At 71.9% G+C, this 22,579-nt stretch carries 21 protein-coding genes; 7 read left to right on the top strand and 14 right to left on the bottom strand.

All coding sequences use genetic code 11. The features are described 5' to 3' along the window. Nucleotides 1–11: 11 nt before the first annotated feature. The 4 genes from ACLBX9_RS31765 to recQ all read right to left on the bottom strand — a co-directional run bounded on the left by ACLBX9_RS31765 (nucleotide 12) and on the right by recQ (nucleotide 6,293). On the bottom strand, nucleotides 12–248 hold the full coding sequence (locus ACLBX9_RS31765) for a BolA family protein (RefSeq protein ID WP_007568343.1): 237 nt from the start codon (nucleotides 246–248) through the stop codon (nucleotides 12–14). A gap of 24 nt (nucleotides 249–272) precedes the next feature. Continuing rightward, nucleotides 273–2,498, bottom strand: coding sequence for a phosphoribosylformylglycinamidine synthase subunit PurL (purL, locus tag ACLBX9_RS31760; protein WP_010685581.1), 2,226 nt, complete (start codon nucleotides 2,496–2,498; stop codon nucleotides 273–275). Nucleotides 2,499–3,136: 638 nt separating this feature from the next. Next, complete coding sequence (locus tag ACLBX9_RS31755) at nucleotides 3,137–4,261, bottom strand: hydrolase (RefSeq protein ID WP_447721703.1); 1,125 nt, start codon at nucleotides 4,259–4,261, stop codon at nucleotides 3,137–3,139. A gap of 190 nt (nucleotides 4,262–4,451) precedes the next feature. Continuing rightward, nucleotides 4,452–6,293 (bottom strand): DNA helicase RecQ, encoded by a 1,842-nt coding sequence (gene recQ, locus ACLBX9_RS31750; RefSeq protein WP_447721702.1) that lies wholly within the window; start codon nucleotides 6,291–6,293, stop codon nucleotides 4,452–4,454. 83 nt (nucleotides 6,294–6,376) lie between these two features. Here recQ and ACLBX9_RS31745 point away from each other — a divergent pair, with 83 nt between their 5' ends. Together ACLBX9_RS31745 and ACLBX9_RS31740 are read left to right on the top strand one after the other, a co-directional pair. After that, the gene (locus ACLBX9_RS31745; protein WP_010685578.1) at nucleotides 6,377–6,616 is read left to right on the top strand and encodes a type II toxin-antitoxin system VapB family antitoxin; all 240 of its coding nucleotides are present in this window, start codon (nucleotides 6,377–6,379) and stop codon (nucleotides 6,614–6,616) included. Further along, entirely contained in the window at nucleotides 6,616–7,017 is a 402-nt protein-coding gene (locus ACLBX9_RS31740; RefSeq protein WP_447721701.1) for a type II toxin-antitoxin system VapC family toxin, read from the top strand. The genes ACLBX9_RS31745 and ACLBX9_RS31740 overlap by 1 nt, the downstream gene beginning before the upstream one ends. 4 nt (nucleotides 7,018–7,021) lie before the next feature. On the opposite strand, the gene denD is transcribed toward ACLBX9_RS31740, so the two are convergent. The 5 genes from denD to ACLBX9_RS31715 all read right to left on the bottom strand — a co-directional run bounded on the left by denD (nucleotide 7,022) and on the right by ACLBX9_RS31715 (nucleotide 12,579). Then, nucleotides 7,022–7,999: a D-erythronate dehydrogenase gene (gene denD, locus ACLBX9_RS31735; protein ID WP_447721700.1), complete on the bottom strand. Its 978-nt coding sequence runs from the start codon at nucleotides 7,997–7,999 to the stop codon at nucleotides 7,022–7,024. A 26-nt stretch (nucleotides 8,000–8,025) separates the two neighbouring features. Continuing rightward, nucleotides 8,026–9,300 (bottom strand): 3-oxo-tetronate kinase, encoded by a 1,275-nt coding sequence (gene otnK / locus ACLBX9_RS31730; protein ID WP_447721699.1) that lies wholly within the window; start codon nucleotides 9,298–9,300, stop codon nucleotides 8,026–8,028. Further along, on the bottom strand, nucleotides 9,297–10,079 hold the full coding sequence (otnI, locus tag ACLBX9_RS31725; protein ID WP_010685574.1) for a 2-oxo-tetronate isomerase: 783 nt from the start codon (nucleotides 10,077–10,079) through the stop codon (nucleotides 9,297–9,299). The genes otnK and otnI overlap by 4 nt, the downstream gene beginning before the upstream one ends. Nucleotides 10,080–10,286: 207 nt before the next feature. Continuing rightward, nucleotides 10,287–11,195 (bottom strand): L-threonate dehydrogenase, encoded by a 909-nt coding sequence (gene ltnD, locus ACLBX9_RS31720; RefSeq protein WP_447721698.1) that lies wholly within the window; start codon nucleotides 11,193–11,195, stop codon nucleotides 10,287–10,289. Between the two features lie 61 nt (nucleotides 11,196–11,256). Beyond that, a complete protein-coding gene (locus ACLBX9_RS31715; RefSeq protein WP_010685572.1) occupies nucleotides 11,257–12,579 on the bottom strand; it encodes an MFS transporter in 1,323 nt (440 codons plus the stop codon). A 462-nt stretch (nucleotides 12,580–13,041) separates the two neighbouring features. On the opposite strand from ACLBX9_RS31715, the gene ACLBX9_RS31710 reads away from it, so the two are divergent. Both ACLBX9_RS31710 and otnC read left to right on the top strand, forming a co-directional pair. Next, nucleotides 13,042–14,049, top strand: coding sequence for a LacI family DNA-binding transcriptional regulator (locus ACLBX9_RS31710; protein WP_447721697.1), 1,008 nt, complete (start codon nucleotides 13,042–13,044; stop codon nucleotides 14,047–14,049). Continuing rightward, nucleotides 14,046–14,723 (top strand): 3-oxo-tetronate 4-phosphate decarboxylase, encoded by a 678-nt coding sequence (otnC, locus tag ACLBX9_RS31705; protein WP_447721696.1) that lies wholly within the window; start codon nucleotides 14,046–14,048, stop codon nucleotides 14,721–14,723. Before ACLBX9_RS31710 ends, otnC begins: the two co-directional genes overlap by 4 nt. 16 nt (nucleotides 14,724–14,739) lie before the next feature. Here otnC and ACLBX9_RS31700 read toward each other — a convergent pair whose 3' ends face one another. Further along, entirely contained in the window at nucleotides 14,740–15,336 is a 597-nt protein-coding gene (locus ACLBX9_RS31700; protein ID WP_010685569.1) for an LOG family protein, read from the bottom strand. Between the two features lie 223 nt (nucleotides 15,337–15,559). On the opposite strand from ACLBX9_RS31700, the gene ACLBX9_RS31695 reads away from it, so the two are divergent. Next, a complete protein-coding gene (locus tag ACLBX9_RS31695) occupies nucleotides 15,560–17,062 on the top strand; it encodes a LysM peptidoglycan-binding domain-containing protein (protein ID WP_010685568.1) in 1,503 nt (500 codons plus the stop codon). Between the two features lie 6 nt (nucleotides 17,063–17,068). Here the strand turns inward: ACLBX9_RS31695 and ACLBX9_RS31690 are convergent, their stop codons facing one another. Next, the gene (locus ACLBX9_RS31690; RefSeq protein WP_447721695.1) at nucleotides 17,069–18,403 is read right to left on the bottom strand and encodes an aminotransferase-like domain-containing protein; all 1,335 of its coding nucleotides are present in this window, start codon (nucleotides 18,401–18,403) and stop codon (nucleotides 17,069–17,071) included. Between the two features lie 104 nt (nucleotides 18,404–18,507). Between ACLBX9_RS31690 and ACLBX9_RS31685 the strand changes: the two genes are divergently transcribed. Together ACLBX9_RS31685 and ACLBX9_RS31680 are read left to right on the top strand one after the other, a co-directional pair. Beyond that, nucleotides 18,508–18,729: a DUF1127 domain-containing protein gene (locus tag ACLBX9_RS31685; RefSeq protein ID WP_447721694.1), complete on the top strand. Its 222-nt coding sequence runs from the start codon at nucleotides 18,508–18,510 to the stop codon at nucleotides 18,727–18,729. A gap of 87 nt (nucleotides 18,730–18,816) precedes the next feature. Beyond that, nucleotides 18,817–20,739 (top strand): ABCB family ABC transporter ATP-binding protein/permease, encoded by a 1,923-nt coding sequence (locus ACLBX9_RS31680; protein WP_447721693.1) that lies wholly within the window; start codon nucleotides 18,817–18,819, stop codon nucleotides 20,737–20,739. Nucleotides 20,740–20,758: 19 nt separating this feature from the next. On the opposite strand, the gene ACLBX9_RS31675 is transcribed toward ACLBX9_RS31680, so the two are convergent. The 3 genes from ACLBX9_RS31675 to ACLBX9_RS31665 all read right to left on the bottom strand — a co-directional run bounded on the left by ACLBX9_RS31675 (nucleotide 20,759) and on the right by ACLBX9_RS31665 (nucleotide 22,321). Next, nucleotides 20,759–21,055: an addiction module antidote protein gene (locus tag ACLBX9_RS31675; RefSeq protein WP_447721692.1), complete on the bottom strand. Its 297-nt coding sequence runs from the start codon at nucleotides 21,053–21,055 to the stop codon at nucleotides 20,759–20,761. A 2-nt stretch (nucleotides 21,056–21,057) separates the two neighbouring features. Next, nucleotides 21,058–21,348 carry a type II toxin-antitoxin system RelE/ParE family toxin gene (locus ACLBX9_RS31670; protein WP_447721691.1) on the bottom strand — a complete coding sequence of 97 codons (291 nt, stop codon included), beginning with the start codon at nucleotides 21,346–21,348 and terminating at the stop codon, nucleotides 21,058–21,060. Between the two features lie 67 nt (nucleotides 21,349–21,415). Then, on the bottom strand, nucleotides 21,416–22,321 hold the full coding sequence (locus ACLBX9_RS31665) for an NAD(P)-dependent oxidoreductase (RefSeq protein WP_447721690.1): 906 nt from the start codon (nucleotides 22,319–22,321) through the stop codon (nucleotides 21,416–21,418). Nucleotides 22,322–22,579: the final 258 nt, after the last annotated feature.

Raw genomic sequence — 22,579 nt, 5'->3', positions numbered from 1 at the left:
CGCGCGAAGGCTCAATCCTGCGGGACGCCCGTGGTCAGCGCAAGGGCGTGGAGCACACCGCCCATCCGGCCCTGCAGGGCGCCGTAGACCATCTGGTGCTGCGCCACCCGGGTCTTGCCCTTGAAGGCCGCCGACAGGACGGTGGCGGCGTAATGGTCGCCGTCGCCCGCGAGGTCGCGGATCTCCACCTGCGCGTCCGGCAGGGCCTCGCGGATCATGCGCTCGATCTCGCCCGCATCCATCGGCATCGGGAATTTCCTCGGGTCAGGGGTTCAGGACGCCGGAGCCGCCGGCTGGCTCGCCATGTAGGCGGGCAGCCAGCCCTCGTGCGCCGCGGAGAGTTCGGCGAGCGGTATGGTCTCGCCGCCCGGCAGGGTCAAACGGTCGGAGCCGGTGACGCCGACCACCGCCGCGTCGATCCCCTGCGCCGAGGCGCTGTAGAGGAGGTCGCTCGCCGCCTCCGGATCGACCGCCAGCAGGTAGCGGCCCTGGTCCTCGCCGAACAGGTAGGCGTGGGGCGCCAGATCCACCGGCACCTCCGGCAGGGCCGCGCCGATTCCGCCGGCCATCGCCATCTCGGCGAGCGCCACCGCGAGGCCGCCATCCGACAGGTCGTGGACCGTGTCGACGGTGCCCGCCTGGATCAGGCCGCGGACGAAGTCGCCGTTGCGGCGCTCCAGGGCGAGGTCGACGGGCGGCGGCGCGCCCTCCTCGCGGCCCGCGATCACCGACAGGTAGGCCGACTGACCGAGCCAGCCCTCGCCCGCCCCGATCAGCACCAGCACGTCGCCCTCGCGCTTGAGGGCGATGGTGGCGTGGCGCTCCACGTCGTCGAGCACGCCGACGCCGCCGATGGTCGGGGTCGGCAGGATGCCGACGCCGTTGGTCTCGTTGTAGAGCGAGACGTTGCCGGACACGACCGGGAAGTCCAGCGCCCGGCAGGCCTCGCCGATGCCCTGGAGGCAGCCGACGAGCTGGCCCATCACCTCGGGCTTCTCGGGATTGCCGAAGTTCAGGTTGTCGGTGATGGCCAGCGGCTTGGCGCCGACCGCCGTGATGTTGCGCCACGCCTCGGCCACCGCCTGCCGACCGCCCTCGACCGGGTCGGCCTCGCAGTAGCGCGGGGTGACGTCGCAGGTGATCGCCAGCCCCTTCGGCCCGTCCTCGACCCGCACGATGGCGGCGTCGCCCCCGGGCTTCTGGACGGTGTTTCCTAAGATGAAGTGGTCGTACTGCTCGAAGACCCAGCGCTTGGACGACAGGTCGGGCGAGCCGACGAGGCGCTTCAGGGCGTCGGTGAGCGAGGCCGGCGCCGGGACCTCAGAGGCCGAGAGCACCGGCAGGTGCGTGTTGGCCAAGTGCGGCCGGTCGTAGAGCGGGGCCTCGTCGCCCAGCTCCTTGATCGGCAGGTCGGCCACCGTTTCCCCGTGCCACTTGATCACGAAGCGCAGGGTGTCGGTGGTCCGGCCGATGACCGCGAAGTCTAGGCCCCACTTCACGAAGATCGCCTCGGCCTCGGCCTCCATGCCGGGCTTGAGCACCATGAGCATGCGCTCCTGGCTCTCCGAGAGCATCATCTCGTAGGGGGTCATGCCCGCCTCGCGGGCCGGCACCTTGTCGATGTCGAGCTCGACGCCGAGGTCGCCCTTGGCGCCCATCTCGACGGCCGAGCAGGTCAGGCCGGCCGCGCCCATGTCCTGGATGGCGATCACCGCGCCGGAGGCCATCAGCTCGAGGCAGGCCTCCAGCAGCAGCTTCTCGGCGAAGGGGTCGCCGACCTGCACGGTCGGGCGCTTCGACTCGGATTCCTCGTCGAACTCCGCCGACGCCATGGTGGCGCCGTGGATACCGTCGCGGCCGGTCTTGGAGCCGAGGTAGACGATCGGGTTCCCGACGCCCGCGGCGGCCGCGTAGAAGATGCCGTCGGTGCGGGCGAGGCCCACCGCCATGGCGTTGACCAGGATGTTGCCGTCGTAGCGCTTGTGGAAGCCGGTCAGGCCGCCGACGGTCGGCACGCCGAAGGAATTGCCGTAGCCGCCGATTCCCGCGACCACGCCGGAAACGAGGCTGCGCGTGCGCGGATGGTCGGGGGAGCCGAAGCGCAGGGCGTTGAGCGCCGCGATCGGCCGCGCGCCCATGGTGAAGACGTCGCGCAGGATGCCGCCGACGCCGGTCGCCGCGCCCTGGTAGGGCTCGATGTAGCTCGGGTGGTTGTGGCTCTCCATCTTGAAGACGCAGGCGTGGCCGTCGCCGATGTCGATGACGCCCGCGTTCTCGCCCGGTCCCTGGATCACCCACGGCGCCGAGGTCGGCAGGCCGCGCAGGTGCTTGCGGGAGGACTTGTAGGAACAATGCTCGTTCCACATGGCCGAGACGATGCCGAGTTCGGTCAGCGTCGGGTCGCGCCCGATCAGGCCGCGGAAGCGCGCGTACTCGTCCGGCGTCAGGCCGTGCTGGGCCACGAGTTCGGGGGTGATCGGAACGTCGTTGCGGAACATGCGAAGGGTCTCGGCAGAGAGCGGTCCGTGCCGGAGGCCGGCGCCGCGGCGAGCCCGGACCGGGCGGGGATCCTGGCTGCCCCGGCTCTAGAGCGGAAGCGCCTGCCCTGGCAACATCCGCGGGTATTCCGACGGAGGCGGAACCCTTGCGGGCTCGCGGATTCACACATCGGGTTTGGGACCATCGCCTCGTTGGTAAGTTTGACGGTCCGTGTCTCCCACGCGCTCTCCCTCCCCCCTCTGCGGGGGAGGGTGGCCCGGCCGTCAGGCCGGGTCGGGAGAGGGGAACCCGGGTTCAGAATAGGACGCGGCCGGCGGAACGGGCACAGCTCCATCCTGCACCGTCGCTCCCCTCTCCCGACCCCCTTCGGGGGCCACCCTCCCCCGCAGAGGGGGGAGGGAGACGCGCGGCACCGTTCAGGCCCTCTCCAATAGAGATGTGTGAAGAGCGTAGCCCGCACGGGAGAAGGGTCATGGGTGAGGGTGGTGCAGACGGCACCGCATCGCCCTATCCCGCCCCCCAACTCCTCCCCACAAGCTCAAGCGATCCCGGGCAAGCCCGAGATCGCCTGGGGAGAAGAGCGCGTCGGCGCAGATGTGAGCATCATACCCTCTGAGGGGCAAGGAGCCGGAAGACGTCACCCACCCGGCACCGGGGCGAGGGCGTACACCGGCTCGGGCCCCGTCATCAGGTCGAGATAGTCGAATCCGGTCCGGCTCTGACTCGCCATGAGCAGCTGGAAATGCATCTGGAACAGGTTCCACTGGCGCCGGCCGACGTCGGCTCCCGTGATCAGGTCGTTGATCATCACCCCAAGCACGGCCGGACGTTCGGGATCGGGCGGCGCCAGGGCGCAGGCGGCCAGCGGGCTCTGCCCGTGGATCGACAGCCAGTCCCAGGGAGCGCGCACGTCGATCCAGCGGATCTGCCGCGCCCGGCCGAAGCGCAGCAGCGCGTCGCGGAACCCGCGCGCAGCCGGATCCAGCCCGAGCCACGGGATGACGCTGCCGATGCTCATGAACGAGACCGGCGTGCCGCGGGCGCCGAAGCCCGGATCCCGGGCGAGCACCCGGTCCAGAACCTCGATCCCGAGGAAGCTCGACGAGGAATGCCCGATCACCACCACCTCGTCGGTCTGCCCCTCGGCGGCCCGAATGCGGTTCGCGAAGGCATCGAGGCGGGGGGCGATTTCGGGCGCCTGGCCCGCCGCGTAGGCGTGCGTGAAGGCCGTGTCGTCCACGAGATGGGAGACGTAGAGCGGCTTGCCGCGGGTCGCCCGCATCAGCCCGGCGAGGATCGCGTAGGCGAGCGGCGGCACCGCCAGCAGAGGCCAGGGCTGCAGGACGGACGGGGCCAGGGCGGCGAGGCTCCCCGCCAGCCCGAGGCTGAGGAGGACGAGCGCCAGGTAGATCCCGTGGACGCCGAAGATCACCGTGGAGAAGCGCCACCCCTCCCGGCGCAGGTCGGCGGCATAGCCGGAGCGCCACAGCCGCCACAGCAGCGCCGGCACGCCCCGCAGGCGCGCCCAGCCGGATTGCGGGAACCGCGCGCGGACGAGATCCTCCCAGCGCAGGAGGACGTAGCGGGTGGTGACGCCGCGCGAGCGCACCGTCCAGGCCAGTTCGAGCCCGTCCGCCGAGCGGATCGGATCACCCACCGTGATCGCCGCGCCGCGACGCGTCGCGGTGAGGCGGGCCTCCCGGCGGAACAGGCCCCAGTAGGTCTCGGGCTCGCGGGGGTCGAAGCCCGGCAGGTAGAACACGATGCGGGACGTCAGCGTCCGCGGATCGCGCCGGCCCGATCGGGTTTCGGTCTCGTCCGGAGCCGTCCGGGACGGGGCTTCGGCGACGGGCGCGGATATCGAAATGACGGTTCCGATCGATTCGCTGGAGGGGCGCCCTCCCTACACGATCCCGCGCGACACGCCAGGACTGGCCCCGCCATCCCCCGGCTCACGCCGCCGGGGGATGTGCCAGGAACTCGGCGATGGCCGCCACGAACTTCTCGCCGTAGGCCTCGCGCTTGCGCTCGCCGACGCCGTGGACGGTGCGCAGCGCCCAGAGGTCGACGGGCTTCTGACGGGCCATCTCGATCAGCGTGCGGTCGGGAAAGACCATGAAGGCCGCGATCCCCTCCGCCCGGGCGAGGGTGGCGCGCAGGCCGCGCAGGTGCTGGAACAGAGCCTCGTCCGTCTCGGACAGGGCGATCTCGCCGTCCTCCCGCGGCGCGGCGCGCCGGCGCTCGCGCGTCTCGGCCTTCGGCTCCGGATCCGGGCGGAGCTGCACCGGCTCCCGCCCGTAGAGGATCGCCTCGCCCTTCTCGGTCATCGACAGGCCGCCGTAGCCGTCGGCGTTCTCGGCGATCGCTCCGGCGGCGAAGAGCTGGCGCAGGATCGCCCGCCACGCCGCCACCGGCTTGTCGGCGCCGACCCCGAAGGTCTTGAGGCTCGCGTGCCCGTTGCGGCGGATCTGGTCGCTCTCCTTCCCGTGCACCACGTCGCAGATATAGGCCGCGCCGAAGCGCTGGCCGGTGCGCACGATCGCCGAGAGGATCTTCTGGGCCGAGACCGTGCCGTCCACCAGGGTGACGCCGCCGCGGCACAGGTCGCAGCGGCCGCAGGCGCCGCTCGCCTCGCCGAAATAGGCGAGCAGCGACTGGCGGCGGCAGGCAGCCCCCTCGCACAGGGTGATCATCGCCTCGAGCTTGCGCCGCTCGACCCGGCGGCGGTCGTCGGAGATCTCCTTCTCGTCGATCTGGCGGCGCCGGAGCGCCATGTCGTCGAGGCCGTAGAGAGTCAGCGTGTCGGCGGGCAGCCCGTCGCGGCCGGCGCGGCCAATCTCCTGGTAGTAACCCTCGACGTTGTTGGGCATGTCGGCATGGCAGACGAAGCGCACGTCCGGCTTGTTGATGCCCATGCCGAACGCGACGGTGGCGGTCATCACCACCCCGTCCTCCTGCAGGAACCGGTCCTGGTTGCGCATCCGCGTGCCCTGGTCGAGGCCGGCATGGTAGGGCAGGGCGTCGAACCCGTCCTTCCGCAGGGTCTCGGCGAGCTGTTCCGTGCGCTTGCGGGACGAGCAGTAGATGATCCCGCTCTCCGAACGCCGGTGCTTCAGGAAGCGCTCGATCTGCCGGGCCGGGTTGTCCTTGGGCTGGAACGTCAGCCGGATGTTCGGCCGGTCGAAGGAGTGGACGAAGATCCTCGGGGGCCGGTCCTGCGGGAACAGCCGCTCGGCGATCTCGGCGCGGGTGGCGGCGTCGGCCGTGGCGGTGAGCGCCACGGTCTGGACGTTGCCCAGCGCGGTCCGGGCGCGGGCGATCTCCCGGTACTCCGGCCGGAAATCATGGCCCCATTGCGAGACGCAATGCGCCTCGTCGACGGCCAGCCGCCGGACGCCGGCCCCGCGCAGGGCGTCCATGCAGCCGTCCATCAGCAGGCGCTCCGGCGAGACGAACAGCAGTCGCAGCTCGCCGGAGCGCAGGGTGCGCCACGTCTCGCGGGATTCCGTTTCGGCCACCGTCGAGTTGAGGGTCGCGGCCTGGATGCCGACGCTGCGCATCTGCTGCACCTGATCGTGCATCAGCGCGATGAGCGGCGAGACCACCACGGTGAGCCCCGGATCGACCAGCGCCGGGAGCTGGTAGGTCATCGACTTGCCCGAGCCCGTGGGCATTACGGCGAACACGTCGGCACCGTCGAGCACCGCGCCGATGACCTCGTCCTGTCCGGGCCGGAAATCCTCGTAACCGAACGTCTTCTTCAGCGCGGCGCGGGCCTCGTCGAGGCGGGTCATCGGGATCCTTGATCGGGTGTCTGCACCGGGCTTGCGGCGCGGATGTGTAGACACTAGCCTCGCGTGTCTACACGGAGGCGATCGTGCCGCTCAACATCCGCAGCGAAGTGGTGAATCAGCTGGCCGAGAAGCTGGCATCGCGGGCCGGCGTGAGCAAGACCGAGGCGGTGCGGATCGCGCTTCAGAACGAGCTGGATCGGCGGGACGAGTCGCTGACCGAATTTCTGGAGAAGATTCGCCCGATACAGGAGGCCCTGGCCGCCTACCCGAAGACCGGCCTCAAGGCCGACAAGACCTTCTACGACAGCCTCTATGAGGACTGATGTTCATCGATGCGTCGGCGCTGGTGGCGATCCTGTGCCGGGAGCAGGGCTATGAACGGGTGGCAGATTGTCTCCGCCAAGCTCCGCATCGTCTGACCAGCGCCCTCGCCCAGTTCGAGGCTGTCTTGGCGGTGGCTCGCATTCAGTCGCTGCCGCCTGAGACCGCCGAGAGACTCGTGAACAGCTTCCGCGAGACGGTCGGTATCGGGGTGGTCGCCCTCGGCCTTGCAGAAATCAGCATCGCCGTTGCGGCCCATGCCCGCTACGGCAAGGGCCGCCACCCGGCGCGCCTGAACCTCGGCGACTGCTTCGCCTATGCCTGCGCGCAGGTGCACGGCGTGCCGCTGCTCTATGTCGGCGACGATTTCCCGCAGACCGACATCCGCTCCGCCCTCGCCTGAGGCTTCAGCCCCCGTGGAACTCGGCCACGTGCTGGGCCACGATCGCGTCGAAGGATTGATCCGCCCGGAAGCCCAGGGCGAGCGCCGCCTCCGGCTCGAACGCCTCCGGCCAGGATCCGACGATCCGCGCGATGGTGGCGTCGGGTTCGCGCCGGATCAGCGCGACGGCCTTGTCGCCCGCCGCGCGCCGCAAGGCCTCGATCTCCTCCGCCACCGTCGCCGAGACGCCCGGCATGGTCAGGCTGATCCGGGGCCCGATCGCCGCGAGGTCGAGCCCGGCGGCGTGGACCAGGAAGCCCACCGCGGCAGCGGGGCTGGCGAACCAGTGCCGCACGGTGTCGGGCACCGGCAGGATCGCCTCCTGGCCGGCGAGCGGCTCGCGGATGATGCCCGAGAAGAAGCCCGAGGCCGCCTTGTTGGGCTTGCCCGGCCGCACGCAGATGGTCGGCAGCCGCAGGCCGATCCCGTCGAGGAAGCCGCGGCGCGCGTAGTCGGCGAGCATCAGCTCGCCCATGGCCTTCTGGACCCCGTACGAGGAGGCGGGGCGCAGGATGTGGTCGTCCGGGATGACCTTGGGGAAGGGCGGCCCGAACACCGCGAGCGAGGAGGTGAAGACGAGCTTCGGCCGGTAGCCGTCTGCCGCGTTGGCCTTGCGGATCGCGTCGAGGAGCAGGCGGGTGCCGTCGAGGTTGACCCGGTAGCCGAGTTCCAGATTCGCCTCGGCCTCGCCCGAGACCACCGCGGCGAGGTGGAAGATCACCTCCGGCCGCTCGGCGATGGCGGCCTCGGCGGCGCCGGGCGCCGTGAGGTCGGCGGCCTCGGCCCGCACCGGGCCGGAGAAGCCCTCGGGCGCCGATGGCGGGACCACGTCGAGGAGAGTGAGGGCGGTGAGCGGCTGCCCGCCGACCCGGCCGTCCTTCACCAGGGCGTCCACGAGGCGGCGGCCGATCATGCCGGCGGCGCCGAGAATCAGGGCGTGCATGGAGTACCTCCCGTCGGGTTGTGGCGTCAGGCCATCATGTCGAGGGCGCGGCCGAAGAAGTCGGCGCCGCCGAAATTGCCGGATTTGAGGGCGAGCAGCATCGGCTCCGGCCGTCCGGCGGTGCGCAGGACCGGCACGCCCGCGGCGATCTCGGGCCCGAGCAGGAAGGCGGCGAGGCCCAGCCGGTCGACCACCGCGCCGGAGGTCTCGCCGCCGGCCACCACGAGCCGGCGCACCCCGCGCTCGACGAGCCCCTCGGCGATCGCCGCCAGCGCCGCCTCGATGGCGTGGCCGGCCGCGTCGACCCCGTGGGCGGCTTGGAGGGCGCGCACCGCCTCGGGCGGGGCCGACGTGGCGATCAGCACCGGGCCCGAGGCCAGGTGCGTCTCCGCGAAGGCCAGGGCCTCGGCCACCACGTCGTCGCCGGCGAGCAGCCGCGCCGGGTCGAGGCGCAGCACCGGCATGATCGCCTCAGCGGCGGCAACCTGCTGGAGCGTCGCCTGCGAGCAGCTGCCGGCGAGGCAGGCCGAGGCCCCGCCCACCGGCTCGCCCACGGCCGCGCCGGCGGCGTCCTGCGTGCCCCGCCCGTCGGCCGCGAGCGCCCGCGCGAGGCCGAGCCCGAGCCCGGAGGCCCCCACCGAGAACGTGCGGTCGATGATCGCCCGCCCGAGCACTTCGAGGTCGCTGTCGAAGATCGCGTCCGCGATGGCCGCGCCCTTGCCCTCGGCCGCGAGGGCGTCGAGGCGGGCGGCGACGGCCTCCGCGCCCCTCGCGACGGTGGCGGTGTCGACCAGCCCGACCGGGCTCCGGCTCTGGCGCCCGAGCACGCGCACGAGGTTGGCGTCGCGCATCGGGTTGAGCGGATGGTCCTTGAGCGGGCTCTCGTTCAGCGGCACCGCGCCGACGAACAGGTTGCCCTGGTAGACGCTCCGCCCGGTCTCCGGGAACGCCGGGGTGACGAGGGCGATGGCCTCGCCGGCCTCCGCCCGCAGGGCGTCCATCACCGGGCCGATATTGCCCGCATCGGTGGAGTCGAAGGTCGAGCAGACCTTGAACATCACGTGGGCGGCGCCCCGGGCGCGCAGCCAGGCCTCCGCCTCGCGGGAGCGCGCCACGGCCTCGTCGGCCGGGATCGAGCGGCTCTTCAGCGCCACCACGACGGCGTCGGCCTCCGGCAGGGTCCGGCCCGCCTCAGGCACGCCGATGGTCTGGATCGTGCGCAGGCCCGCCTTGGTCAGGGTGTTGGCGAGGTCCGAGGCCCCCGTGTAGTCGTCGGCGACGCATCCCAGCGCGAGGCTCATCGGGCGCTCTCCTTGTAGGCGGCGAGCCAGCCGAGGCCCGCGACGGTGTCGGCGGCCGGGATGTACTCGCAGCCGACGAAGCCGGCGTAGCCGAGCCGGTCCAGCTCGTCGAACAGGAAGAAATCCGCCACTTCGCCGGTGCCGGGCTCGTGGCGCTCGGGCACGCTCGCGGTCTGGACGTGGCCGATGATCGGCATCAGGGCGCGCAGCCGCATGGTCACGTCGCCGTGCAGGATCTGGCAGTGGTAGAGGTCGAACTGCAGCTTCAGGTTCGGCAGGGCGAGGTCGCGGATCAGGTCGGCGGCGCGGCCGAAATCGTTGAGGAAGTAGCCCGGCATGTTGCGGCCGTTGATCGGCTCCAGGACGAGGTCGAGGCCGGCCTGCGCCAGCCGCTCCGCGGTCCAGGTGACGGCCCGGCGGTAGGCCTCGACGGCCTTCGGGTCGTCGTGCGGGGCGAGGCCCGCCATCAGGTGGAGCCGGGCGACGCCGGTCGCGTCGGCGTAGCGCAAGGCCGTGTCGACGCCGGCCTTGAGTTCATCGAACCGCTCAGGAAACGCCGCCAAGCCGCGCTCGCCCTTCGCGAAATCGCCCGGCGGCAGGTTGAACAGCGCCTGGGTCAGGCCGTTGGCCCGGAGCCGCTCGCCGATGGCCTCGGGCGGATGCTCGTAGGGGAACAGGAACTCGACGGCGTCGAACCCGGCGCGGGCCGCGGCCTCGAACCGGTCGAGGAACGGCACCTCGTTGAACATCAGGCTCAGGTTTGCGGCGAAGCGCGGCATTCTCTTGGGACTCCCTGCCCGATCCTTGAAACGCGACGATCCGCTCAGCGGACCATATCATCCAACCCGTGCCCTCATCCTGAGGTGCCGGAGCGCAGCGCAGGCCTCGAAGGAGCCCTCCAGCCAGCCCTGCGATCCCTGGAGCCCTCCTTCGAGGCCCGCTGCGCGGGCACCTCAGGATGAGGTCCAGGGTGAGATCGGGCTACCTCAAGCTTTCCCCGGCAGCTTCGCGCCCGAAACCTGCGCGTAGAGCCGCGCCACGGAGGCGTCGTCGTCCCGGCCCATGCCGGCACCGGACGCCATCAGGAACATCTGCAGGGCCGCCGCCGCCACCGGCACCGGGTATTTTTCCGCGCGGGCCATGTCCTGCACGATGCCGAGATCCTTGACGAAGATGTCGACTGCGCTCTTCGGATCGTAATCGGCGTCGAGGATGTGGGGCACCCGGTTCTCGAACATCCAGGAATTGCCCGCCGACTTGGTGATCACCTCGTAGACGCGCCGGAGATCGAGACCCTGCTTGGCCGCGAAGGCCATCGCCTCGCAGGCGGCGGCGATGTGCACGCCCGCGAGCAGCTGGTTGATCATCTTGAAGGCCGCGCCCTGGCCGGCCGCGTCGCCGAGCTCGTAGAGCGTGCCCGCCATGGCATCGAGAGCGGGCCGTGCCTTGGCGAAGGCCGCCGCCGAGCCCGAGGCCAGGAAGGTCAGGCCGCCATCGGCCGCCCGGGCGGCGCCGCCGCTCATCGGGGCGTCGAGGTAGTGGCGGCCGGTGGCTTCCAGCCGGGCCGCCAGCGCCCGCGCGACGGCGGGGTCCATGGTGGCGGACGAGACGAACACCGCGCCCTCCGGCATCGCCGCGGCGGCGCCGTTCTCGCCGAACAGCACCGCCTCGGTCTGGGCGGCGTTGACGACGACGCTCACCACCACGTCGGCGTCGCGTGCCGCCTCCGCGGGGTTCGCGGCGCCCCGGCCGCCGGCGGTGGCGAAGCGCGCCACGGCATCCGGGTTCACGTCGCAGGCGGCCACGGAGAAGCCCGCCCGCAGGAGGGAGCCGGCCATGCCGGAGCCCATGGAGCCCAGGCCGATCACCGCGGCGCGGTGTGTTGCGTTGGTCATCGGGGGCGGCTCCTGGATGAAGGGGAGGGGGTTCTCTGCATATCCACGCCTGGATCGACGGTCAGCGGTTGACCATCCGGGCGGGCGTGACGAACACGCAGACCGCGCCGACCACCAGCATGGCGGCGAGCGCGTAGAGACCGGTGGCGGTGCTGCCGGTGGCGTCGCGCAGGGCCCCGATCACGTAGGGGCTGACGAAGCCCGCGAGGTTCCCCACCGAGTTGATCAGCGCGATGCCGGCCGCCGCGCCCGCGCCGCTGAGGAACGCCGTCGGCAGCGACCAGAACAGGGGCGAGCAGGTCAACACCCCGGCCGCCGCCACCGAGAGCGCCGCGATGGCGAGCGTGGTCGAGCCGGCATTGGCCGAGACCACGAAGGCCGCCGCGCCGATCAGCGCCGGGAGGATCAGGTGCCAGCGGCGCTCGCGCATCCGGTCGGCGGAGCGGCCGAGCAGAACCATCACGATCGCCGCGCACACGAACGGGATCGCGCTGATCAGGCCGATGTTGAAGTTGCCCTGCACGCCCGATGCCTTGACGATCGTCGGCATCCAGAAGGTCAGGCCGTACTGGCCGGTGACGAAGGCGAAGTAGATCAGGCTCATGAACCACACGCGGCCGTTGCGGAACACGGTGGCGATCGAGTGCGGGCTCGATTCCTTGCCCTGGTTGTCGGCCGCGATGTCGCGCTCGAGGAGCTGCTTCTCGGCGTCGGTCAGCCACTTGGCCTCGGCGGGCCGGTTGTCGAGGTAGAGGAACACCGCGATGCCGATCAGCACCGCCGGCACCGCCTCGATCAGGAACATCCACTGCCAGCCGGACAGGCCGTGGGCGCCGTTGAACGCGTCCATGATCCAGCCGGAGAGCGGGTTGCCGAAGATGCCGGAGATCGGGATCGCCGCCATGAACACCGAGATCACCCGGGCGCGGCGGTGGGCCGGGAACCACGAGGTCGTGTAGAGGATCACCCCCGGGTAAAACCCGGCCTCGGCGAGCCCGAGGAGGAAGCGCATCCCGTAGAAGCTCCACTCGGAGTTCACGAACAGGAACGCGCCGGAGATCACCCCCCAGGTGATCATGATCCGGGCGATCCAGACCCGGGCGCCGACCCGGTGCAGGATCACGTTCGAGGGCACCTCGAACAGGAAGTAGCCGAGGAAGAAGATGCCGGCGCCCAGGCCGTAGACCGTCTCGGAGAACTTCAGCTCCTGGGACATCTGGAGCTTGGCGAAGCCGACATTTACCCGGTCGAGATACGCCACCACGTAGCAGAGCATCAGGAACGGCACGAGGCGCCAGAACACCTTCGCGTAGGTGCGGTCGGCGAAGGATTTCTCGTCCGCGGGCGCGGTGGCGCCCCCGAGCGGGGCGGCTTGGACCGGCATGGGCGTTCTCCCGTGCCCGTACCGGTTCAGTACGGACGGATCGTGGTCTTCGCCGCTCGTCGGGCGGCGCTGGAGCGGTGCCATATCGCCTTTTGGCAGCGCTGCCAATCCGGTTGTGCGCGATAATGCAGGCGGCTATGTCAGGTGCCGCCACGCGTGCCCTGGCCCGTGCGGTCTTGTGGATTCACACTTTTCTCAGAGGCTGAAGGCCTTCAGAAGAAAGCGCTTTTCCCTCCCCCTTGCGGGGAGGGGCCAGGGGTGGGGGTGGTTCAGGATGAGGCGCAGCAGTGCCTTCTGCACCACCCCCACCTCCAACTCCTCCCCGCAAGGGGGAGGAGAGAGCGCCACGCAGTTGTGTGAACAGTGTAGCCCGCACGGGAGAGGGGACCCGCGCCTGTCCGGATCCATCCGGCTCATCGGCGATGTCATCGAAACAAGAAACCGCGCCGGGAGAGCGGGGCCATGGACGACATCCTGCCGCCGGGGCGGCTCGTGACGCTCGCCGACGTCGCCCGGGCGGCCGGTGTCGGCGAGAGCACGGTCTCGCGGGTGCTGCGCAACCACGGCTCCTATTCCAAGCGCGCCGGCGAGCGGGTCGCGGAGGCGGTGGCCCGCCTCGGCTACGTGCCGAACCGGCTCGCCGGCAGCCTCGCCGGCCAGGGGGCGAGCGCACGGCTCGTCGGGGTCGTGATCCCATCGCTCGCCAACGTGGTCTTCCCCGACCTGCTGCGCGGCCTGACCGCGGCCCTCGATGCCGAGGGCATCCCCTGCGTGATCGGAGTGAGCGATTACGATCCGGACCGGGAGGAGGCGCTCGCCGCCGCCCTCCTGTCCTGGCGGCCCGCGGCGCTGCTGCTCACGGGGCTGGAGCACAATCCCGGCACGGTCGCCCTCGCGAGGGCCGGGGGCGTGCGCGTCGTCGAGATGATCGACACGGACGGGGAGGGGATCGACGCCGTGGTCGGCTTCTCCAACCGGGCCGTGGGGGCGGCGAGCGCCCGGCACCTCGTGGCGCGCGGCTACCGGCGCATCGCCTATCTCGGGCACGACCTCGCGGTCGACCTGCGGGCGGGCAAGCGGCTCGCCGGGTTCGAGGACGCCCTGGCTGCGGCCGGGCTGGCGCTCCAGGCCAGAGAAATCCGGCCTGGGCCGTCCTCACCGGCCTCGGGGCGGGCGGGTCTGGAGGCGCTGCTGGCGCGCCAACCCGACCTCGACGCGGTCTACTTCTCCAACGACGACATGGCGCTCGGCGGCTACTTCGCCTGCCTGGCGGCGGGCCTGGCCGTGCCGGGGCGGCTCGCGCTGTTCGGCTTCAACGGGCTCGACTTCGCCGCCGCGATGCCCCAGCCCCTGTCGACGGTGCGCACGCCGCGCCTGGAGATCGGCCGGCAGGCCGCCGCCTGCCTGAACGATCAAGGCCCCAAACGGATTGATCTCGGTTTCGAGCTGATCGAGGGAGCGACCGCATGAGCGAGACGGCGTTGCGCGAGCAGATCTGCCGCTACGGCCGCTCGCTGTTCGAGCGGGGCCTGACGCCGGGCTCGTCCGGCAACATCTCCCTGCGCCTGCCCGATGGCGGCTGGCTGGTGACGCCGACCAACGCGTCGCTCGGCTTCCTCGACCCGGCGCGGATCTCCCGGCTGGACGATCAGGGCCGCCTCGTCTCGGGCGACAAGCCCACCAAGGAGATCCCGCTGCACGGCGCGCTCTACGAGAGCCGGAGCGAGGCCAAGGCCATCGTCCACCTCCACTCGACCCACGCGGTGGCGGTCTCGATGCTGCCGGAGATCGACCCGCGGCAGGTCCTGCCGCCGCTGACGCCCTACTACCTGATGCGCACCGGCGGCACGGCGCTGGTGCCCTATTACCGCCCGGGCGACCCGGCCGTGGCGGACGCGATCCGGGGGCTGGCGGGCAAGTACAGTTCGGTGCTGCTCGCCAATCACGGCCCGGTGGTGGCCGGCGACAGCCTGGAGGGCGCGGTCTTCGCCACCGAGGAGCTGGAGGAGACCGCCAAGCTCTACCTGCTGCTGCGCAACCTCAACCCGCGGCAGCTCAGCCCCGGGCAGGTGGCCGATCTGGTGAGCCATTTCGGCCTGACCCTGCCGGAGGCGGAGGATCATGCGGGGCACGACCACGGGTGAGGCCCCCCGGGGCCCGCTACATCCGCTGCTGGACGATATCCTCGGCCTCGGGATCGGGCTGGTGGCCGGCCTCGCGGAGCATCGGCACCACGGCCCCCGCCTCGCGGGCGACGAGGTAGCTGAGATCGAGCCCCTCGCGGATGAAGCCGTTGTCGCGCATGTGGTCGAACAGGGCGAGCAGCGGCGCCCAGAAATCGGCTACCGAGACCAGGACCACGGGCTTCCTGTGCCGCCCGAGCTGCGCCCAGGTCAGCTGCTCGACCAGCTCCTCCAGGGTCCCGATGCCGCCGGGCAGGGTCACGAAGGCGTCCGAGCGCTCGAACATCAGCCGCTTGCGGGTGTGCATGTCGGGCACCACCACGGTCTCCTGCACGTCCTCCAGCATGTGCTCGCGCGCCTGGAGGAAGTCCGGGATGATGCCGGTGACGTGGCCGCCGGCGGCGAGCGCGGCCCGGGCGACCGTGCCCATCAGGCCGACGTCGCCGCCGCCGTAGACCAGGCGCATCCCGGCCTGGGCCAGCGCGGTGCCGAGGGTCTCGGCGGCCGCGCGGAAGGCGGGATCCCGGCCGAAGCCGGAGCCGCAATAGACACAGACTGTCCTCACCGGAGCCATCCGGCGCCCTCCGTCGCGCTTCCGTTGCGTGCCGTCAGAAGGAGCCCCGCGCCCGGCGCTCCACGCGCCAAACTGCTGAAGTCGCGCGGGATTCACCCGCCTGGGCGGCGGGACGGCTTGGTGTCGGGACCATGTACGGTATTATGGGCGGTGCCGTCGACGCTTTTCGCGCGGATGGGCGAGCCGCAGGACCGCGGCGGGATTTGGGGAGGTTGGGGTGGCGATGTCGGGACGGGTGCGGCGCAGTCTCGCCCTGGCACTCGCCGGTCTCCTCGGCGGCCTCGGTCTCGTGCTGGCCCTGTTCGGCGGCGAGTCGCTGCGGCGGCTGACCGGCCGGGACGTGCCCGAGCCACCCGCCGCGTCTGCGCCGGAGAGCGGCCTGCGGAGCCTCGCCGATCCCGGCGCGATGGCCAACCGCACCGACCCGACCATCGATTTCCGCGACGACAAGCCGGCCGGGGCGAAGCCGGAGCCCAAATCGGAATCGAGGTCGGAGTCGAAGCCGGGGCCATCGTCGGAACCGAAGCCGGAAGCGAAGCTCGACACCCGGCCCGGGGTGTCCCCCGGCGGGAGCGAGCCTGCGCCGCCGCACGGGACAGGGCGGCCGGGACCCGACGCGGCGGGCAAGGCCCCCGCGGCCGCGGAGGCGCCGCGCTTCGACATCGTCCGGGTCGAACCGAACGGCGACGCCGTCGTCGCGGGGCGCGGGGCGCCGGACGCCGTCGTCGAGATGCTGGTCGACGGAAAGCCCGTGGCCCGGGCGACGGCGGACGCGAACGGGCAGTTCGCCATCGTCCCCCCGGCCCTGCCGACTGGGTCCAGCGTGATCGGCCTGCGGATGACCGTCCCGGGCGGCCACACCGCCCAGTCGCAGCAGAGCGTGGCGGTCTCCGTCGCTCCCGGCCACGACCGCCGGCCCCTGGTGGCCCTGACGGCCCCCGACGCGCCGACGGTCGTCCTGTCGCAGCCCGACGCGCCGGCGCCCGGCGCCCGGGTCGCCACCGCGGCCCCGGGCGGCGGAAGGCAGCCCGGCGCGGAGGCCGGCTCCGGGGCGGCGCAGCCGACCCGGATCGTCAGCGTCGACGTGCAGGGGAACGGCCGCCTGTTCGTGACGGCGTCCGGGGCGCCGGGGACCCCGCTCCGGCTCTACCTCAACGAGACGCTGATCGCCCCCGGGACGATCGGCCCGGACGGCCGCGCGAGCTTCACGATCGGCCGCGGGATCAAGCCCGGCCAGTACCAGGTGCGGATCGACCAGGTCGACCCGGCCACCGGCAAGGTCGCGGCCCGCGCCGAGGTTCCGCTGTCGGTGCCTGATGCGCAGGTCGCGACCCGCGAGCCCACCCCATCCTCCAGTCCCGACGCCGCCAAGGCGCCTCCTCGCGGGGACGGAAGGCCCGCGGCCGGACCGGCCGCCCCGCCCGAACCCGCCCGCGGGACCGCCTCTGAGGCCACCCGCGAGGCCACCCGCGAGGCCGCCTCCCCCGACACGAGCCATCTCGCGGCGGACACGACGGGGCCGGCCCGGGCCGGGGCGGTGTTCGTGCCGGAGATCAGCACGGCCAAGATCAGCCGGGGCGACAACCTCTGGCGGATCAGCCAGCGCACCTACGGCCGCGGCGAACGCTACACGGTGATCTACGACGCCAACCAGAGCCAGATCCGCGATCCGGACCTGATCTACCCGGGGCAGATCTTCGTGCTGCCGGTGGGCAAGCGCGGCTGAACCGCCTCACTCCACGACCTGATCGTCCCCCGCGGAGGCCAGTCGGCGCAGCCGCCGCAGGGCGTCGCCGAGATCCTCCCGGGCGGGCGCGGCCAGGGCGAGGCGGACCGCGTTCGGCGCGTAGCCGGGATTGACCGCGAAGGCCGAGGCCGGGAGCAGGGCGATGCCCTGCCGCAGGGCCGCGGCCGCGTAGGCCTCCGCCCGCCACGTCTCGGGCAATTCGAGCCACAGGTGGTAGGCGTGGGGATCGCCGACCACCCGCAGGTCGGCCAGGGCCGCCCGGGCGATGGCCTGCCTGTCCGTGGCGTCCCGGCGCTTGGCCGCGACGAGGGCGGCCGCCGAGCCCCCCGCCATCCAGTGCATCCCGGCCGCCAGCGACAGGCCGAGGGCGGTCCAGGCCCCCTGCCGGACGGAGGCGGCGAGCCGGTCGATCAGGTGCGGCGGCGCGGCGATCAGGCCGACGGTCAGCGCCGGCATCACCCGCTTCGACAGGCTGTCGATCAGGATCGCCCGGTCCGGCGCGAGGCTGGCGAGGGGCCGCGTCTCCGCCAGGAAGCCGTAGACGGCGTCCTCGATCGCCGTGAGCCCCGTCCGATCGAGGAGGCCGGCGAGGTCCGCGCGGCGCGCCGGACCCATCGTGACGCCGAGCGGGTTCTGCAGCGTCGGCTGGATGTAGACGCCGCTCAGCGGCGCCGTCCGGTGCGCCTGGAGCAGGGCGTCGGGGCACATACCCTCCGCGTCCATGGCGACCGGCACCAGCGTGATCCCGAGCCGGGCGGCGATGCCGCGCACCGCCGGATAGGTCAGCGGCTCGCAGCCGATCCGCTCGCCCGGCGCCGCCAGTGCCGCCAGCGCGGCGGCCAGCGCCTGCCGCCCGTTGCCGGTGAAGAGGATGTCGCCCGGCCTGGGCGCGTACTCCGCGCGGGCGAGGAATCCGGCGGCGACCGCCTGCGCCCGGGGCGTGCCCGCCGGCCCGTACTGGCTGAACCCGATCTCGGCCCCGCCCCGCGCGAGCGCCGCCAGGGTCTCGGCCAGGACCGCCTCCTGCTCGGGGAGCCGCGAATGGGTCCGCTGGAGGTCGACCGCCGCCGGGGGCGGCTCGGGCTGCAGCGGGCCCGCTCGGCCCGGCTCGGACCGGACATAGGTGCCGCGCCCGACCTCGCCGGTCGTCAGGCCCCGGCGCGCCAGTTCCGCGTAGACCCGGCTGGCCGTCGAGACCGCGATGCCCCGCGCGTAGGCGAAGTCCCGCTGCGGCGGCAGACGTTCCCCGGGCCGCAGCCGGCCCGCCGCGATGTCGGCCGCGATGGCGTCGGCGACGGAGCGGAAGTCCGCGGCTCGCATTATTGCTCCGAGATCAATGTTTCGATTGATTCGAGATATGTATCGGATCAATGCTGCGCCCGCAATCCCGGCCGGACTGCATGCCCGCCATTGGATCGTCCGCCATGCCCGCCGTCACGCTCTCTTCGTCACCCGCCCGCCAACCCGCCACCCGCGCGTCGCCGCTCCGGACGTCGGTGTTCCGGACTTCGCTGCTCCGGACTTGGCTGCACCGGATCCGCACCCGCCGCGCCCTCGCGGCGCTCCATCCGGACCAAGCCCAGGACGCCGGGCTCGCGCCCTGGGAACTGCGCGCCGAGATCCGGAAGCCGTTCTGGCGGGCGTGAGGTGGTGCCCTGCATGCAGCGCGGGTGATCCGGCGCGATCACCCGCCTATATGCAGGTCTCGCGATACGCCTCCTCACAGAACCCCCATGACCGACGACACCGCGCCCCCGGCCGGGCCGACCGCTCCGGCCGAGCGCCCCGGCCTGATCGCCACCTACCGGCGGCTCTGGCCGCATCTCTGGCCCCACGGCCGGCCTGACCTGCAGCGCCGGGTCTTCCTGGCCTTCGGCCTCCTGCTCGCCGCCAAGCTCGTGACCATGGTGACGCCGTTCACCTTCAAGTGGATCACCGACGCGCTGGTGGCGGCGGTGGGCGGCAAGGACGAAGCCGTGCCCACGGGTCTGCTCGCCGCGCCGATGCTGCTGATCGCCGTCTACGGCGTCTCGCGCATCGCCATGTCGGCCCTGACCCAGGTGCGCGACGGTCTGTTCGCCAAGGTGGCGATGCACGCGGTGCGGCGGCTGGCGCTCCAGACCTTCGAGCACATGCACCGCCTGTCCCTGCGCTTCCACCTGGAGCGCAAGACCGGCGGCCTCACCCGCGTGCTGGAGCGCGGCCGCGCCGGCATCGAGGAGCTCTCGCGCCTGATGGTGCTGACCCTGGTGCCGACCATCGTCGAGTTCGTGCTGGTGCTGGGCGTGCTCGCCTACGAGTTCAACTGGACCTACGCGCTGACCGCCTTCCTGACGGTCGCGGCCTATCTGGCCTTCACCTACAAGGCGACCGAGTGGCGGATCGCCATTCGCCGCCGGATGAATGCCTCGGACACGGACGCCAACACCAAGGCGGTCGACTCGCTGCTGAACTTCGAGACCGTCAAGTATTTCGGCGCGGAGCGCCGGGAGGCGTCCCGCTACGACGAGTCGATGGCGAAATACGAAAGAGCCTCGACGCAGACCTACGTGTCGCTGGCGGTGCTCAATGCCGGGCAGGCGGTGATCTTCACGCTGGGCATGACCGTGGTGATGTGGCTCGCGGCGCGCGACATCCTGGCCGGACGCACCACGATCGGCGGCTTCGTGCTGGCCAACACCATGCTGGTGCAGCTCTCGATGCCCTTGAACTTCATGGGCATGATCTACCGGGAGATCAAACAGGCGCTGATCGACATCGACGACATGTTCCGCATCCTCGGGCAGAACCCCGAGATCGCCGACCGCCCGGGCGCGGAACCCCTCCGGGTGGCGGGCGGCACGGTGCGGTTCGACGACGTGCGCTTCGCCTACAATCCCGAGCGGCCGATCCTGCGGGGCGTCTCCTTCGAGATCCCGGCGGGCCAGACGGTGGCGGTGGTCGGCCCCTCGGGTGCCGGCAAGTCGACGCTCTCGCGGCTGCTGTTCCGGTTCTACGAACCGCAGGGCGGCCGGATCAGCATCGACGGGCAGGACATCGCCGCGGTGACGCAGGCGTCCTTGCGGGCGGCGATCGGCATGGTCCCGCAGGACACGGTGCTGTTCAACGACACGATCGGCTACAACATCCGCTACGGCCGCGCCGACGCCACCGACGCGGAACTCCGTGAGGCGGCCCGCCTCGCGCAGATCGACCGGTTCGTGTCGAGCCTGCCGGAGGGCTACGACACGCCGGTGGGCGAGCGGGGCCTGAAGCTCTCGGGCGGCGAGAAGCAGCGGGTCGCCATCGCCCGCACGATCCTCAAGGCGCCGCCGATCCTCGTCCTCGACGAGGCGACCTCGGCGCTCGATTCCTTCACCGAGGCCGAGATCCAGGCGGCGCTCGACCGGGTCAGCCGCGGCCGCACCACCCTGGTGATCGCCCACCGGCTGTCCACGGTGGTGAACGCCGACGCGATCCTGGTGCTCGACCACGGCCGGATCGTCGAGTGCGGCACCCATGCCGAGCTGCTGGAGGCCGGCGGCGTCTACGCGGCGCTCTGGGACCGCCAGCGGGAGGCCGACGCGGCGCTGGAGGTGCTCCAGCGGGCCGACGCCCCGGTGCTGCCGGCGCGGCCCGGGCATGCGGCGGTGCCGGAGACGGAGGCCGCGGAGTAAGGTGCCGGCAGGCGCCGGCTCAGACCTCGGTCTCGATCGGCTTCACGCTGAGGCGTAACCCGATGGCCTTGAGCACGCCCATCAGCGTGTCGAGCTGCGGGTTCCCCTTCTCCGAGAGAGTCCGGTAGAGCTGCTCGCGGGATCGGCCGGTCTCCTGCGCGATCTGAGCCATGCCGCGCGCCCTCGCGACGACGCCGATCGCATCGGCGACGAGGGCCGGATCGCCATCCTCCAGCACGGCCTCGATGTAGAGGACGATATCCTCAGGCATCCGCAGGTGTTCGGCGGTGTCGTACGGACGGGTTTCGAGGGGCATCGTCAGAGATCCTTCGCCAGCCGTTTCGCCTCGCGGATGTCGCGGATCTGAGACCCCTCATCGCCACCGCATAGCAGAATCACGATCTCCTCGCCGTGTTGCACGTCGTAGACGCGGTATCCGGGGCCGTAATCGATCCGCAGCTCGCGCACGCCTTCGCCGACCGGCCTCACGTCGCCGGGGTTGCCCAGGTCCAGACGAGCGACGCGCGCCAGGACGCGCGTAGCCGCGCGGCGGTCCCGCAGGCCGTCGATCCAGCTCTGATCGGTCGGCGTCCGGCGGAGCAGCGGCACGCCATTTTGGAGTCATATGACGACAAAGTTGCGACCGGGTGGCTGAGCCGGCGCGTCGACGAAGCACCTATTCGCCTGCCCGCACCCGCACCCCGAGCAAGTCCTCGAACGGCAGCACCATTGCGCCCTTGTCCTTGTCGGCGTGGCCCTGGCGCAGGGCGATCTGGTAGGTGGCGGTGGCCGCCGCCGTGACCGGCATCGGGACGCCGCGCTCGGCCGAGATCGCCGCCGCGGCGACCAGATCCTTGTAGGCCGCGCCCATCGGGTAGCCCTCGTCGAAGCGCCCCTGCAGGATGCGCGGCACGAAGTACTGCGACGCGTAGCTCCGGCTCGTCCCCGTCGTCACCACCTGGGCGACCTGCGCGGGATCGAGCCCCATGGAAACGGCCATGGGCAGCACCTCGGCCAGCGCCGCGATGTTGATGTCGTAGAGCACGTTGTTGATCGTCTTGGTGAGCTGGCCCGACCCCACCGGCCCCATGTGGAGGATGCTGGTGCCGATCCGCTCCAGCAGCGGTCGCACCTGCGCCACCGTCCCGGCGGCGCCGCCGCACATGACGGTGAGCGTCCCGGCCTCGGCGCCGGCCGGCGCGCCGGAGACGGGGGCATCCACGAACAGCCGCCCGGCCGCCTCCAGGGCCCGGCCGATCGCCAGCGCCTTGGCGTGCGCGATGGTGCTGAGATCGACCACGACGGCCCAGGGGGCGAGTCGCCCGGCGACGCCGCCGGGGCCGAACAGGGCCGCCTCGACCACGTCGCCGTTGGGCAGGCACAGGAACAGCACCGCGGCGCCGTCGATCGCGCCCGGGTCCGTGGTGGCGACGAGGCCGGGGGCGTCGAGGCCGGCGAGACGGGCCGGATCGGCATCCACCGCGACGATCGTCTCGGCCTCGGAGCCGCGCTTGGCCGCGAGGTTGCGGGCGATGGGATGCCCCATCGCGCCGAGGCCGAGGAGGGCGATGCGGGTGGACATGGAAGCAGCTCCTGGCGGCCGTGCCGAAGCGGCCAGCCCGTCCCAGGATCGTCCGACGGCGCGCGGCGATCAATTCCCGGATCGCGGTCGGGCTTTGCCGCGGCGCGCAGCCAGGATTTCCTTGACAATGTTCCTATTTTGTGCTTCCTGACCGCACCTGCCCGCGGTGCTTCGGGAGCGATCCTGTGGCGTCCGTTCTGGGGCTTGTCCGGTGGCTGACCGGGCGGGTCCGCGGGCGGGGCGGTGCCCGCGTCGGTG

The organism is Methylobacterium sp. A49B, from assembly GCF_053346215.1.
Note: the sequence above shows the minus strand (reverse complement) of the source record. Positions and strands in the feature narration are given on the sequence as shown.